Annotated in this window: 13 protein-coding genes (1 of these 13 cut by a window edge); 5 read left to right on the top strand and 8 right to left on the bottom strand. The window is 55.8% G+C overall.

Annotated elements, in window-relative coordinates; translation table 11 throughout:
• The 5 genes in view from N2M06_RS14530 to N2M06_RS14550 are tightly spaced (at most 11 nt apart) and all read right to left on the bottom strand, a layout consistent with a single transcriptional unit that may run on beyond the window.
• On the bottom strand, positions 1-41 hold the 5' portion of the coding sequence (locus N2M06_RS14530; RefSeq protein WP_346351113.1) for an oligopeptide/dipeptide ABC transporter ATP-binding protein. 973 nt of this gene lie to the left of the window's left edge; 41 of the gene's 1014 nt are visible here — the first part of the coding sequence; its start codon is at positions 39-41; its stop codon lies off the left edge, out of view.
• The gene (locus tag N2M06_RS14535; RefSeq protein ID WP_019934419.1) at positions 38-1018 is read right to left on the bottom strand and encodes an ABC transporter ATP-binding protein; all 981 of its coding nucleotides are present in this window, start codon (positions 1016-1018) and stop codon (positions 38-40) included. Before N2M06_RS14535 ends, N2M06_RS14530 begins: the two co-directional genes overlap by 4 nt.
• A complete protein-coding gene (locus N2M06_RS14540) occupies positions 1015-2820 on the bottom strand; it encodes an extracellular solute-binding protein (protein WP_019934420.1) in 1806 nt (601 codons plus the stop codon). The genes N2M06_RS14535 and N2M06_RS14540 overlap by 4 nt, the downstream gene beginning before the upstream one ends.
• 11 nt (positions 2821-2831) lie before the next feature.
• The gene (locus N2M06_RS14545; protein ID WP_317074532.1) at positions 2832-3878 is read right to left on the bottom strand and encodes an ABC transporter permease subunit; all 1047 of its coding nucleotides are present in this window, start codon (positions 3876-3878) and stop codon (positions 2832-2834) included.
• A complete protein-coding gene (locus tag N2M06_RS14550) occupies positions 3871-4890 on the bottom strand; it encodes an ABC transporter permease subunit (RefSeq protein WP_019934422.1) in 1020 nt (339 codons plus the stop codon). Before N2M06_RS14550 ends, N2M06_RS14545 begins: the two co-directional genes overlap by 8 nt.
• 205 nt (positions 4891-5095) lie before the next feature.
• On the opposite strand from N2M06_RS14550, the gene N2M06_RS14555 reads away from it, so the two are divergent.
• From N2M06_RS14555 to rfaH, 5 genes are all read left to right on the top strand, one after another.
• Positions 5096-6109 carry an IS110 family transposase gene (locus N2M06_RS14555; RefSeq protein ID WP_346350953.1) on the top strand — a complete coding sequence of 338 codons (1014 nt, stop codon included), beginning with the start codon at positions 5096-5098 and terminating at the stop codon, positions 6107-6109.
• A 630-nt stretch (positions 6110-6739) separates the two neighbouring features.
• Positions 6740-7783 (top strand): methionine ABC transporter ATP-binding protein MetN, encoded by a 1044-nt coding sequence (gene metN, locus N2M06_RS14560; protein ID WP_346351114.1) that lies wholly within the window; start codon positions 6740-6742, stop codon positions 7781-7783.
• Positions 7764-8417, top strand: a complete 654-nt coding sequence (locus N2M06_RS14565) for a methionine ABC transporter permease (RefSeq protein ID WP_019934424.1) — start codon at positions 7764-7766, stop codon at positions 8415-8417. Before metN ends, N2M06_RS14565 begins: the two co-directional genes overlap by 20 nt.
• A gap of 24 nt (positions 8418-8441) precedes the next feature.
• The gene (gene metQ, locus N2M06_RS14570) at positions 8442-9272 is read left to right on the top strand and encodes a methionine ABC transporter substrate-binding lipoprotein MetQ (protein WP_317074535.1); all 831 of its coding nucleotides are present in this window, start codon (positions 8442-8444) and stop codon (positions 9270-9272) included.
• Between the two features lie 99 nt (positions 9273-9371).
• A complete protein-coding gene (gene rfaH, locus N2M06_RS14575; RefSeq protein WP_019934426.1) occupies positions 9372-9875 on the top strand; it encodes a transcription/translation regulatory transformer protein RfaH in 504 nt (167 codons plus the stop codon).
• 4 nt (positions 9876-9879) lie between these two features.
• Here the strand turns inward: rfaH and N2M06_RS14580 are convergent, their stop codons facing one another.
• From N2M06_RS14580 to arcB, 3 genes are read right to left on the bottom strand one after another with little or no spacing between them, the layout of a single operon-like run.
• Entirely contained in the window at positions 9880-11064 is a 1185-nt protein-coding gene (locus N2M06_RS14580; RefSeq protein WP_346351115.1) for an inverse autotransporter beta domain-containing protein, read from the bottom strand.
• A gap of 39 nt (positions 11065-11103) precedes the next feature.
• The gene (gene dgt / locus N2M06_RS14585) at positions 11104-12459 is read right to left on the bottom strand and encodes a dGTPase (protein ID WP_317074537.1); all 1356 of its coding nucleotides are present in this window, start codon (positions 12457-12459) and stop codon (positions 11104-11106) included.
• Positions 12456-14801, bottom strand: coding sequence for an aerobic respiration two-component sensor histidine kinase ArcB (gene arcB / locus N2M06_RS14590; protein ID WP_317074538.1), 2346 nt, complete (start codon positions 14799-14801; stop codon positions 12456-12458). The genes dgt and arcB overlap by 4 nt, the downstream gene beginning before the upstream one ends.
• Positions 14802-15127: the final 326 nt, after the last annotated feature.

Below are 15127 nucleotides of genomic sequence, written 5' to 3' on the forward strand. Positions count from 1 at the left end.
AAATGCTGAGTCAGCTGCTCTAACTGCAGCAGTGCCGTCATAATGCCAGCTCCCGCCAATGGTGACACCAGACCTGATGCCCGTCTCCTGCCTGCTCCCGGGCCGGTTGAGTAGTGCACACTTCGCTGCTGTACGCGCAGCGATTGGCAAAGCGGCAGCCAGCCGGTAGCTGCTCCAAAGAGGGTACCTGCCCGGGAATCACCGGCAGCTCGGTTTTACTTTGACGGTCCAGCCGGGGAATGGATGCCAACAGCCCCTGGGTATAGGGATGTCGCGGACGTTCGAACAGATCAAGCACACTGGCTTGCTCAGCGCTGCGACCGGCATACATCACCAACACCTGATCGCAGATCTGGGCTACCACACCCAGATCATGAGTGATAAAGATCACCGCCATATTGTTTTGCTGTTGCAGCTCGTCAATAAGATGCAGAATCTGCGCCTGCATGGTCACATCCAGCGCCGTTGTGGGCTCATCGCAGATCAACAAGTCCGGTTCACAGGCCAGCGCCATGGCTATCATTACCCGCTGACGCATACCTCCAGACAGCTGATGAGGGTACGCATTCAAGCGGGCCTCAGCTTCGGAAATGCCAACCTTATTGAGCATGTTTAACGCGGCTTCCCGCCGTTGTGTCTTGTTCAGCTCAGGCCGATGCAGATCATAAACTTCGGTCAGCTGGCGACCGATTGTATGCACCGGGTTCAGCGCCGTCATCGGATCCTGAAATATCATGGCAATCTTGTTGCCCCTCAGCCGATAACGCGCTTTTGGGCTCAGGGTCAGCAGATCTGCTCCCTGAAACAAAGTCCGGCCACCTTCCACTTTCCCTGCCGGTTGCGGCAGCAGGCCCAGCAGGCTGAGGGCAGTCACACTCTTGCCACAGCCCGACTCACCCACCAGCCCCAGGGTCTGACCCGGTGCCAGCGAAAAACTGACGTCATCCACCACGCGAAAGCGGCCCGCTTCGGTGGTAAAACTGACCGCCAGGTTGTCCACTTCCAGCAATGCCGTCATTGGCTTTCAGGCCTCCGCCAGGTTTCCACCACGTCCAGTACCGGCTCGTATTTTTTGCCCCCGGCCTTGATCTCTGCCTGCAGCTGTTCATCAATCCAGAACAGACCGCCGGTGCTGTAAGGATAGCCTTCCATCGGCCAGAATAAGGACGGCGAATGCCGCGTACCCTTGCTCTCGGGCAGTTTCACATAACGCCAGTAGGCTTCCCGGGTATAAGGCACCTGATAGCCGGGAATAAAGATGGCCAGCTCGTGCACCCGGCGCTGAATTTTCCGGGAAACGGCCGCCTTGGCATCCAGGTCCATGGTACGACGATATTCCTCGATTAACCGGTCGAGCTCCGCATCGCTGACATTGAACAGGTTGTTGGTCTGGGGCTTGTTGGCATTAAGAGAGTGAAAGAACTCCCAGTACTGGGGGTAAAGACCGCCGCCGCCCCAGCCCAGCCAGGCCGCCTCATGCTTTTTCTCCAGCATCGACTTGAAGCCGGTGGCACCGTCTACCAGGTTCAGTTGCAAGTCCAGCCCGGCCTTGCGCGCCTCTTCCCGCAGAATGGCCAGACGGGCAGTATGTTCCTGAGTGGTGTAAGTCACCGCCAGACTGAGCCGATCGCCTGTGGCATTAAGCAGAATACCGCCCGGCCCCTGACGATCGTAGCCGGCCTCGGCAAACAGGGCTCTGGCCTTGTTAATGTCGTACTCCCGGGCGCGAATATCGTAGTTGGTAAAGTCACCATAACCGGTGCCAAAACTATTCATACGCTCGTAATCACCGCGCAGTATGGTCTCCAGCATGCGCTGCATATTAATGGCATGAGCAATGCCCTGCCGCACCCGAACATCAGCCAGCCTGGGATGAGCCGTGTTCAGATGAAACCCCTGCGCACCCTGTTGCATATCGTTATAGAACCAGATGCGATTAATAAGACCATCGCGGTATTCTGGAGTGTTGGTTTTGTCGTGCCACCATTCCGGCAGGATCAGACCAAAAGTATCCACATCGCCGCGCAGAAAATGGCGGTAGGCAATATTCAGATCCCGCACTACGGTGAGCCGGATTTCATCCACGTTAAAGCGATGTTTGTAATAGGTGAGTTCATTGCCCCACCAGTCGTCCAGCCGTTTAAAGGTAATGGAGCGGCCGCGCTTGACGTCACTGATCACGTAGGCACCGGTCACCGGCACCACTTCCCAGTTATAACGACGCACCCAGTCTTCACTCATTTCATAAAAATGCGCGGGCTGGGGCACCAGCCCCAGCGTATTGAGCAGCTCGCGCCGGCTCTTGGGGCTGCCGGCGGTCACCGAAATGGTGTGGTCATCATATTTGGTCACATCGGTAATTTCTTCGGTGAAGTAGTTGTTATACCAGGGGGCCCGAATCACCTTGGAGCGCATAAATTCCAGCGCAAACAGAAAATCATCAGCAGTAACCGGCTCGCCATCGGACCAGCGAGCGTCCGGATTCAGCCTGAAATACATGGTGCGGTTGTCATCACCAAAGGCCCAGTGAGTGGCCAGCGCTGGTATGGGATTATCGGTTTGTGGATGCAGGGCATAGAGACCAAGCTGATTTTCCAGTACAAAAGACCGGAACGAAGTATTGGAGTCGGGCCCTACGGTGCGAAAGGTGAGCGGAAAGCTCATCAGCGTCATATTAAAGCGTCCACCCCGCTTGGCTTCGGGGGAAGCAAAAATGGGATCCGCAGTATTGGTTTCCCATTCCAGATTATCGGGCAGCTCAGCGGCCTGCAGGCTCAGGGCCAGGCTGAAAGATGCGAGCATTGCCAGCAGTTTGTTCATGCAGTCCTCACCTATTCGTATCGGGAAAAATGTTTGGGATCAAAGGCCTCACGAATGGCCTCACCAATAAAGGAAACATTGATCAGCACCAGCGACACCGCGCTGACCACTGACGCTACTATCCAAGGGGAGTCCAGGTGGTTCACGCCCTGACGCAGCAGCTCCCCCCAGCTGGGAGTGGGCGGCGGCAGGCCAAAACCGAGGTAATCCAGCGCCGTAAGCAGGGAAATATTGGCTACCACGGTAAAGGGGGCCAGGGTGACGATCATCATCAGGGTATTGGGCAGAATATGGTGCACGATAATACGCACAGTGCCCGCCCCCTGGGCCCGGGCCGCCAGCACATAATCCCGGGCCTTTTCCTTGTAGGTCAGGGTGCGCATATACCAGGTGATGCCCATCCAGCCAAACAGCACGTTGATGGCCACAAACAGGGCAAAGTTGGGCTGAGTAATCGACACCAAAATCATGATCACATACAGAAACGGCACCTGCGACCAGATCTCGATGAAACGCTGAAACAATAAATCAAAACGCCCGCCCAGAAAGCCCATCAGGCAGCCGAGCATCACGCCAATCACATAGCTGGCGGTCAGTGCAATAAAGGCAAAGCCCACGGCAGTACGAAAGCCGTAAACCAGCCGCGCCACTATGTCCCGGCCCGAGCTGTCGGTGCCGAGAAAGTGCCGGCTGTCCAGGCTGGGTGCCGTGGGCGGATAGCTGTTACCGCTGTAATCCTGCTCGTAAGGACTCCAGGGCACCAGCGGCAGCAGCACCCAGTTGCCGGGCTGCTCGCTCAGCACTTGCTTCAGCTCCCGGTAGTCGGTTTCATACTGATAGCCAAGGCCAAAGGTGTTGCCGGTGATCACGGCCCCATAGGTGGGAAAGTACAGCTGCCCCTCATACTTCACCAGCAGCGCCCGATTGCTGACCCACAGCTCGGCGGCGGCGGCCAGCAGCACCATCACCATAAAAATGATAAAGGCGTAGTAACCGCGTTTAATGCTGCGAAAGCGGCGCAGTTTCTTTTTGGTCACATCGGAAAGCAGCCTAGCCATCGAACCTCACTCGCGGATCCACCAGCGCCACGCAGATGTCCGACAATATATTGCCCAGCAGCATCAGCAGTGACGTCACCGCCAGTATGCCCATCACCACAGGGTAGTCCCGCTCCACCACCGCCTCGTAGCCGAGCAGGCCAAGGCCGTCGATATTAAAGATCACCTCAATCAGAAAGGAGCCGGCAAAAAACACCGAAATCACGTTGCCGAAATGGCTGGCAATGGGGATCAGGCTGTTGCGCAGGGCATGACGAGTGACCGCCTTGCGAAACGGTAACCCCTTGGCCACGGCGGTGCGCACATAGTCTGCCGACAGGTTTTCCATCAGGCTGTTTTTCATGGTCATGGTGAGCACGGCAAAGTCGCCGATGGCATAGGCAATCAGCGGCAGCAGGGCATGATGAAACAGGTTCAGGGTTTTGGGCCAGAAGCCCTCAAGATAGTAGAAGTCGTCCCCCACAAAGCCCCCCATGGGAAACCAGCCCAGCTGAAAGGCAAACACCGTCAGCAGAAAAATGCCCACCACATAGGCCGGCAGGGCGTAACCGGCATAGATAAACATGGAGCTGACACTGTCGAAACGGCTGTTGTGTTTAAGCGCCTTGAGAATGCCCAAGGGAATGGACACCAGGTAACTGAGAATAAAAGTGCTGATGCCAAAAAAGGCCGAGACTGGCAGCCGCTCTTTTATCAGCTCCCACACCGGCAGGTAGTAGCGGGTAGATTCTCCCAGATCGAGGCGCACCAGCTTGCCCAGCCATTCCAGATAGGCTTCTCCCACCGGCTTGTCGAGACCATAGAAAGCTTTCAGCTCTTCAATTTGATCGGCAGACAGCACCTGTCCGCCCCGGCTGCTCTGGCTGAACTCACTGCTTGCCATCTGGCTTTCCATCAGCATGCGCTCTACCGGGCCGCCGGGCACAAAGCGGGTAATGGCAAACACCACCAGGGTAATGCCTAAAAAGGTGGGGATAAGCAGCAATAATCGACGCAGAAAATACTGGCCCATCGGATTCCTTGTATTCGTTCCCTGAAAAAGAATAAGTGTCTGCTGGCTTATCACAGCAGACAACGCACTGTCAGAAGCAATAGCAGGGATTACCGGATTCGACCGTCAAATGCCATGGATGATGAGATGGACACCTCTTGGGTAAGCGGCGTCGTAATGCGCCATATTTGGGTTGAAGCTCAAATAACCACAAAAGGTGTCCGATATGAACATTACACTCATTGGTCTCGATTTGGCAAAAAATGTGATTCAGGTTTGTGGCGTCAATCAAGCTGGCAAGGCGATATTCAATCGCAAGGTGACCCGGCATAAGGTATTAGAGCTGCTTAGTCAGTACCCTCAGGTACCCATTGCGATGGAAGCCTGCAGCGGCTCCAATTACTGGGGGCGCACCCTGCAACAGCGGGGTCACCCAGTGATGTTGCTGCCACCTCAACATGTGAAACCCTTCGTCAAAGGCAATAAGAACGACCGTAATGATGCCTTTGCCATCTGTGAGGCGGCACGGCGCCCCAATATGACGTTTGTCCAGCCTCGCACGCTGGAGCAGACCGACATCAGCCTGGCGCACCGGCTGCGAGAGCGCCGTGTTGGGGAGCGAACCCGGTTGATTAACCAGTTACGGGGCTTGCTCAATGAATACGGCATTGTCTTGGCCGGCGGTAAAGAAAACCTGAAGCAGGCCATGCCCTTGCTGCTGGAGGATGCCAGTAACGAACTGACGCCACGGGCGCGAGCCTGCTGTCAGGATATGATGGAAGAATGGCGGCAGCTGGATGAGGCTATCCGGCGCTTGGATAAAGACATCGAACAGCAATGTCGCGATAACGAGGCCTGCGCCCGACTCACCGACATTCGAGGTGTAGGCGCGGTAACTGCAACCGCCATGGTCGCCTTTGTCGGTAACGGCAGTCAGTACCGCAATGCCCGGCACTTCTCCGCCAACCTCGGGCTGGTGCCGAAAGAGCACTCCAGCGGTGGTAAGCAAAAGCTGGGCAGCATTACCAAGCGTGGCAATGGGTACTTACGCAAGCTGTTGATACAAGGTGCTTGGTCAATTATCCGGCATCTGAATAAGGCGACAGACCGGTTCTCACTGTGGGTCAAACAGCTGGTCGAGCGTCGAGGCAAGCAGCGCGCTGCGGTCGCCACGGCCAACAAGCTGGCACGGATTATCTGGGTCATGCTGTTCAGGCAGGAGCACTATCGGGCAGCCTGAGCTGACATGAAGAAACCGAATTAACCCCCGTTTAGCAGGAAGGAAAACAAGAGGTTATCACCCCGACGAAACGCGATGTGGAAAACGTGAATGAGGCAACAGGTTAAACCGGCCCTTGCAAACGCCGGGCAAATGTCAGGAGTCTGAACTCCGTAGGGACGATAGGCAGCAAGGGCGCGGTTCTCATTAGGGCCAGAGTGAGCCAAAGACTCACTCATCAACACAGGCCGAATATACGGGTGCAGTTAATCCTGGTCGCCAAAAAACACGGAAACCCCACTGGCGAAAAGCGAGGTGTCCATATATGGCATTTGCCGAGCGCCACATGGATGTGCTCGCAGCGTGTCGAAGAAGGTAACCCTGCTAGTGCTTCGCTCAGACAACGCTGATGCTGAGACTCTTGCCGCCAGCTTACGGCTTATCGTTATCTTTTACATCTTATATCAAGGCATTGGCATCGGGCCAAGGCAAAGGAATATGTTTCATTGTGGCAGCCTTACCGGTAAATACTCGTTGACGCAGACGTCCAGACGGCTTAGCATTCTCTGCCATCAGTCATGATGACATGACTTGTCCCTGTTCTTACGCTGTTTACGCAGTGGATAACCATACCGGAAGGCTCATCCTCCGATGATCAAACTAACCAATATTACCAAACGCTACGGAACAGGCGACTCCGCCGTTCACGCCGTGAAAAACGTGGATCTGGAGGTTGCTGCCGGCCAGATTATGGGCGTTATCGGCGAATCCGGTGCCGGCAAAAGCACCCTGATCCGTTGTGTTAATCTGCTCGAGCGCCCCACCGAGGGCAGCGTGCACGTAGACGGTAACGATCTGACCGCCATGAACGGTACCGAACTGTCCCGCGCCCGCCGCAATATCGGCATGATTTTTCAGCACTTCAACCTGTTGTCATCCCGCACCGTGTTCGACAATATCGCTCTGCCTCTGGAGCTGGCAGGCAACTCAAAGGCCGAGATCAAACAGCGGGTGAACGAACTGCTGGAGCTGGTGGGTCTTTCTCACCGTGCCCATGCCTACCCCAATGCGCTGTCGGGCGGTCAGAAGCAACGGGTGGCCATTGCCCGGGCACTGGCACCGGCCCCCAAGGTACTGTTGTGCGACGAAGCCACCTCGGCGCTGGATCCGCAGACCACCCAGTCCATTCTGGCGCTGCTGAAAGAGCTCAATCAACGTCTGGGCCTCACTATATTGCTGATCACTCACGAGATGCAGGTGGTCAAATCTATCTGTGACAAGGTCGCCATTATTAATGACGGTGAACTGATTGAGCAGGGTGACGTAGCCTGGTTCTTTGCCAATGCTCAGACTGATCTTGCCCGGCGCTTTATTGCTTCCACCATTAATCTGGATATTCCCGAGGAATATCAGCAGCGGCTGTCGGCTGTGCGGGAGCCCGGTGCCCTGCCCCTGGTGCGGCTGGGCTTTACCGGGGAAACCGTGGACACACCGCTGATCTCCATTTTAAGCCGGGAACTGAGCGTGGATGTAACCATTCTCAGTGCCGACATTGAATACGCCGGCGGCGTAAAATTCGGCTTTATGCTGGCAGAGCTGGACGGTGCACCTGAGCAAACTCAGGCCGCCATGACTTATTTGGACGAACACAAAATTCAGCTGGAGTTACTCGGTTATGTCCGACGCCATGATTAATCTGCTGCTCTCGGCACTCTGGGAGACCCTGATCATGACCTTTGGCTCGGGCGCTATTGCCTGCGCCCTGGGCCTGCCACTGGGCATTGCCCTGCATGTGAGCAAGCCCGGTCAGATCTGGGAAAACAAGGCTTTTAACAAAATACTGGGAACCGTGGTCAACATAGGTCGCTCCGTGCCCTTTATCATTCTGCTGGTGGCCATTATTCCCTTTACCCGGCTGGTGGTGGGCACCAGCATCGGCACCTGGGCTGCCGTGGTGCCGCTGACCGTGGCTGCCATTCCCTTTGTGGCCCGGCTGATGGAAGGGGCCCTGATGGAAGTGCCGTCAGGGCTGGTGGAAGCGGCGCAGGCCATGGGCGCGCGCCGGCTGCAAATTGTGTATAAGGTATTGCTGCCCGAGGCCCTGCCGGGCATGCTCAATGGCATTATCATCACCCTGGTCACCCTGGTGAACTACTCGGCCATGGCCGGTGCCGTGGGTGGCGGTGGCCTGGGAGATGTGGGTATTCGTTACGGCTACCAGCGCTTTGATCCGCAAATTATGCTGATTACCGTGGTCATTCTGGTGGTACTGGTACAAATCATTCAGAGCGCCGGCGAACGGCTGGTAGCTCGAATGGATCGTCGCTGAGTTTTCTTTATCAAGGAGTGCAATATGAAAGCAGGACTGAAATCATTCGCTACCCTGGGTCTGCTGGCTTCGGCCCTGGCGCTGGCCGGTTGTGGTGAACAGAACGAACAAACTACCGCCGAAGCCGAAGCTGCCAAGCCGCTGCGCCTGGGTGTGATTGCCGGTGCCGAGGAGCAGGTAGCCGAAGTGGCAGCCAGGGTCGCCAAAGAGCAATACAACCTGGAAGTAGAGCTGGTCTCCTTCAGCGACTACGTGACTCCCAACGTAGCCCTGAGCGACGGCAGCCTCGACATCAACGCCTTTCAGCACAAGCCTTACCTCGACAAGCAGATTGCCGACCGTGGTTATGAGCTGGTACCGGTGGGCAACACCTTTGTATATCCCATTGCCGCCTACTCCAGGGTAGTCAAGTCGCTGGATGAACTGTCCGACGGTGCCAAGGTGGCCGTGCCCAACGACCCCACCAACCTGGGCCGCAGCCTGCTGCTGCTGGAGCAGCAGGGTCTGATTGAAGTGGATGATGCCGTAGGCCTGGAAGCCACTCCCCTGAACATTACCGGCAATCCCAAAAACCTCGACATTATCGAGCTGGAAGCACCGCAGCTGCCCCGCTCGCTGGATGACGTGGCCTTTGCAGTGATCAACACCACCTATGCGTCACAAATCGACCTGCTGCCCGGCCGCGACAGCCTGTTTGTGGAAGACAAGGAGTCACCCTACGTTAACCTGATTGTATCCCGCAAAGATAACCAGAATGACGAGCGTATTCAGACCTTCGTCAAGGCGTATCAGAGCGAAGAGGTCTATCAGGCCGCACTGGAGCTGTTCAAAGGCGGTGTGGTAAAAGGCTGGTAAGTTACTGCTCACTTTATCTTCAGGGCCACGGCATACCGTGGCCCTTTTTTATGGTTGCTGCCATAATGCGATATTTACTCACCTGCGCAGGACGGATTTATGCTCAACTGGTATCTTGCCCATTGCCGGCCCCGGGAAGAAGAGCGGGCGCTGCTTCATCTTGAGAACCAGAATGTGGAGTGTTTCTGTCCGTTTGTGGAAGCTAAACGTATCATTCGTGGTAAACGCATAGTCCGCAATGAAGCCCTGTTTTCCGGTTATGTGTTTTTGCGGGCCAACCTGAAAAAAATCAGCGCTACTTCTCTGCGTTCCACTCGCGGTGTCCGTAATCTGGTGCGCTTTGGCGACACTCCCTGCGTGGTGCCCGACGAACTTATTTTTGAGCTGATGTGCCGCACCGGAGACCCGCGTCTGCAGAACAAACTCAGCGATCTGCCCCAATGCGGCGACAGAGTCACCATTCACAGCGGTCCCTTTGCCGGTATGGAAGCCATCTATCAGGAAGCAGACGGCGATCATCGTGCTCTGTTGCTGATCAGCCTGCTGCAAAGTGAAACACGCGGCAGTTTTGCCAATACCGAATTTACCCCCCAGCCTAAATAAGCCCTTAACGATGCTCCAGTACCAGGACTCTGTGATATTGCAGAGGCCGGTATTCCTCCAGGTTATTATTTTCGGCAGGCCGCCACCAAAGTCCGGGAGAAAGTCTGAGGGGAAGCTCAAACATCAGTCGAATGCGGGATTCAAACTCGTCTTCGCTGTTATTCAGCACCGAGGTTTGTAACCGCAAAATACGCCAGGGTGCATAACTCAGCGACCACTGCCGGGAAGCGGCTGCCTTGTATTTATCACCACTGCCGAACAACTGCAGCTGACGGCCCTGCCACTGGTAGTAACGGCCACTAATGCTGAGCCCGGGCAGCGCACTGATATTACCCTCACCAAACCAGACTCTCCCCGCAGCGGGCCGCTCACCGGAATACCAGGGAGAAAGCGGGCGGTATTGTGCTGCGCCCAGACGTAAATCCTGATGCTGCATCCATAATAGAACGCCACCCCGTCTGTGATAGGTGTCATCCTGATAGTCAAACAGAGGCTGAAGGTGTAACTGATTGTCAGCCGGGAGATCACGGCGATAGTGCAAACCCAACTGATAGGTAAGCCGGTCGTCCCGGTAATCTATTCCCAGTTCACTGTTAAGCTGCCGGTTCACCGGAAGTGCCAGCTGAGTATTAGCCCTGGCATCACGATCAAACAAGGGTAATTGATAATCCCAGTACCAGTCACTGGGGTTCAGCCAGGGCAGCGCGGCCAGCTGGCTGGTGCCAAACGACAGAGTATCCTCAGCCAGCAGCTCGGTCTGGCTCAGCAGAAAACTGTCAATATCATCACTGGCAGCCGCTCTGGCAGCACTGGCCAAAGTCAGCAGCAACTCATCCGATTTGGGGGCAAGAGCAGGGTCGGGACGGCCCAGCACAGGCAAGGCCACTAAATCGGTAACGGGCAAGGTGGAAGTTCTGGCCGGCACCGGAGAAACCGCGCTCACATCGGTTAGCGGAGTTTTACGTGGTACTGACTTGTTTGGTACCCAAACCCAGTCTCCCGGTGCCAGCGGCACCAGAAAGCGCTCCCGGTTAAACTCAAATCGCAGCCGGCGTTCACTCAGCTGATAACGAGCCGCAAGCGCTCTCCAGCTCTCGCCTGCCACTACCTGATGCATCACCATCACTGGTCCGGCGGCAATGGCTGGCGTCATGATCAACAAACACAGCAGCAGGTAAAACCAACGCACCTGTCAGCCTCCAGCATTATTTATATCACGGTCTGGTATTCAGCTCTGAAGACCACACAGCAGCCGATATTCTTCCAGCACATAGGTATCTGTCATGCCACTGATAAAGTCCAGCAGCAGGCGCACGCGAAAATACCATTCCCGCTCGGCCTCACTTTCAAAAAAAGGTGCGCTTTGGCTGTCGCGCCGATAGGCCGCCAGGTGCCGTGCCGGTAACCGGTGAAACAGCCGGCGCAGCAGCTGGCCATTGGCATCGCGGCGGTTTTCAAGATCCACAAACTCGGCCGCAGACAATGTCAGCAAAGGCGCAAAAGCGTCGAGCACGCCCTTGAGTGCGGCAAACCCTGCCAGCTCAAGCGATTCGACCTCACGACGGCGAAACACATGTTCGTGAGCAAAGCTTTTCAGCCACTGCAGCGCGTCGGCGGGAGCCTGCTCCGCCGCCAGCAGCGGCTGATCGTGCTCCCCCTCAAGAATGGCCTGTTGGTGCAACATAAACTGCTCAGTAACCAACGGCAGCAAGTCTTGCCCCAGCCGCTCACGAAAGCGGCTGAAAAACCCCGGTTCCTGCACGCGGGAGCCCTGCCATAGCGTCTTCAAATAGTCGTTGCCGTTATTCAGCAGGGCTCGTTCCAGCTCGGCCAGGCTGAGCACCCCCCTGTCGACGGCATCCTCCAGATCCGCCACGCCATAGGCCATGTCATCGGCTGCTTCCATCAGAAATGTCAGCGGATGACGGCCCCGGGCGGTAGTGGGAAAAAGTTGCCGGATTTGCTGCACCAGCGGCCGCTCACTGAAAAAGTGTCCGGGTTTTTGCTGCCAGCGGCCGCCGGTTTTGGGCTGATAAGCACCGCGCACATATTTTTGCAGTGCTGCCAGCTGACTCAGGCTCAGATTCAGATCCTGCAGGGTATGCACCAGCCGAAGGCTCTGGGCATTCCCCTCAAACTGGCGTAAATCTGCGAGCAGCATAGGCCATTGCCGGGACGGCTCACCCACGGCCCGGCGAAACAAGCCCGGCAGCTGCTGTCCCAGCCAGTCAATCATGACCGCCTCGCCAAAATGTCCAAAAGGCGGATTACCCACATCGTGCAGCAGGCAGGCCATCTCCACCAGACTGACCAGCGCATCCCGCTCTACTTCAGGTTCAAGCTCAGCGGCCACCCTAAGTGCCAGCTGACGCCCGGTTTCCTTTACCTCCAGAGAATGAGTCAGGCGACTACGTACCGAGGCTTTTACGTCCAACGGAAACACCTGAGTCTTTTGCTGCAGCCGGCGTACCGGCGAGCACTGCACAATACGCGCCCTGTCTGCTTCTATTGCCTGCACTGTGGTTTCCGGCACAGAAGCAGGTCGTAACCGCTCAGCGCGGATCAGGTCTGCATAACGACTCATACACGCAACTCCAGCCAGTGCCGCAATTCCGCCAGATCCGGCTCAAGCAGCCGTTCCAGTTCATTCACTCTGTCATCCAGCCGTTCCCACCAGTCGGGCAAATCCGGGCTTTGTATCTGCTGGGCCAGCAGCTGCACCCGCTTCAGCCCCACCGAACCCGCCGCCCCTTTTATTTTGTGAGCTTCTTCCACAATTTCCTGCTGCCGGCGTTCGGCAGTAACGCTTTTCAGCCGCGACAGATAATCACCCGCCATGGTGCCAAGCATATCCACACTGGACAGCAAGGCCGCAGCACCTACCGTCTCCACATAGTCCTGCAGAAAAACAGTATCCAGTACCGCGTCGTCCCGGGAAGCCTCAGCAACGGCAGAAGAGACCGCCCTTGCAGCCTTGCCGCAAGGTGGCTTATGACCAAAAAAACGGGCCAGAACGCCTTTGATGGCCTTGGACGAGAGCGGTTTGCTGATGGCATCATCCATACCGCCGGCCAGGTATTTCTGCTTGTCACTAATGACATTCGCTGTCAGCGCTACCAGCGGCGGCAATCTGGTTCCCTGCTGCTCAGCGTCTTGCCGCAGCTGGCCGGCGATATCAAAACCCGTCATGTCCGGCAGCTGAATATCCAGGAACACCAGATCAAACTGCTGCTCAGCCAGTAATGCAAAAGCTTCACCGCCGTTGCGGGCAACACTGACACTATGACCCAGTTTTTCCAGCAGAGCACAGGCCACGGTAATATTCAGCTCGACGTCTTCCACCAGCAACACCGACAAACAAGGCAGCTGGGCCAGCACAGGGTCGTCTTTGGGTGCCTGAGTGGTAGGCACGGTAATGGTAATACTGAAGCAGGAACCCTCCCCCGGCTCGCTGTCCAGTTCAATGGTACCATGCATGGCTTCCACCAGCTGCTGTGACACTGCCAGACCAATGCCGGTGCCGGTAGCGTGTTTGCTGCCTTCAATCTGAAAATAGAGCGCAAATATCTTTTGCTGCAAGGCGGCAGGAATACCGATACCGGTATCTTCAATATCAAAGCGCAGAGTAACTTCTCCGGGGGTCAGTTCATCAGCCATACAACGAATGGTGACGCCACCGTCGTCAGTAAACTTGACCGCATTACCCACCAGATTCCACAGCACCTGACGTAACCGGGTGCCATCCGCCTCAATCCAGTCGGGTATGTCACCGTCCCGGTCAAAGTGCAGATACAGCCCCTTCTGCTCCGCCTGCAGCCGTGCCAGACTCTCCAGGTCATCAAGAAAGCCGGGCAAATCCATGGGTTCAGGTGCCAGCGTCAGCCGGCGGCGGTCCATTTTGTCGAGATCAATAATGTCATTAAAGATATTACCCAGGGTCACAGCGCTGAAGTGAATGGTTTTGAGATGCTGGCGCTGCTCGTCGCTGAGTTCAGTGGCCAGCAAAATACGGCTTAAGCCCACTATGCCGTTCAGCGGCGTACGCAGTTCGTGGCTGATGGTGGATATAAAAGTGGTTTTGTCCTGGCTCGCCTGCTCCAGCTCATTCTGATAGCGCTTGCGCTCGGTAATATCGCGGCCATAACCCAACAGTCCCAGACGCTTGCCATCCCGATCAAAGAAGGGCACCTTGCGCAGCTCAAAGCAGGCTCGGCGGCCATCCGGATATTGCAACCACTGTTCGTAGGTTTGGGTTTCGTTGCGGGCAAAGACTTCTTTATCGGTTTCTACTACTTTATCAGCCACGTCTTCCGGATACACATCGTAAGGAGTAAGGCCTATCAGCTCTTTTTCCGGCCGGCCGAGCAGATTTTCCATGGCCTTGTTACAGCCCGAAAATTCCTCCAGCTCATTACGGTAATACACCAGATCAGGTGAAGTATCGATAAAGGAACGCAACAGTGCCGAGCGTTCCTGAGATTCCATCTGAGCTTTTTCCCGCTGAAACACTTCACTTTCCAGATCTTCAATGGCCTGCTGGCGGGCCGCCTGCGCCTTGCGGGTTTCTTCAATCTGACGATTAAGCAGCTCGATTTTTTCCTGCAACTCGCTGTTCAGCTCCTGATCCCGGTCGCGCATTTGCTGCAGCTTCTGCACCAGACGACTCAGCCGCTGGCGTGAATCCTCCAGCTGATCCACTACCACCGACAGAAAATACACCGCCCAGGGAGTGATCAGCAGGCCAAAGAAAATAGAGCGCACCATATCCACCGACTCCACCGAGCCGCGCAAAAACAGGGTTACTCCCACCTGTATAAAGATGGCCAGCAGAATAATGCAGGCAGCCAGCAACATGCTGAAGCGGACTATGCCCAGCTTGGTCATCAGGTCCACATAGTACTGGGCCCAGGTTTTAATGGGTTTCATCAGGCTTTCCTTCGGCAACGGCAAGCTCAAAGAATACCGGCTCCGAAGTGCACTGTCATGTAGCCTGGCTGAATGATGTCTGCACCAAAAGAGGTAAATTTGACGTAACTCAGCGCCAGTCATTACCAAAGACGATCAATATAAGCCGGTACATTTAGCCGATATGCACCAAAATTGAACATGCAACCAGCTGAACACGGACCACTTTCCCGCCTATGCACTGGTATGGGGCAATTAATGCACCAATAAAATGCAGGAGTAAAATCAAGAAAAAGCGCCATTTTGTTGTAATAAAACAACAACTGGTGTGCATCACTTGCTTACGC

Source organism: Oceanimonas sp. AH20CE76, assembly GCF_039654065.1.
Classification (GTDB): domain Bacteria; phylum Pseudomonadota; class Gammaproteobacteria; order Enterobacterales; family Aeromonadaceae; genus Oceanimonas; species Oceanimonas smirnovii.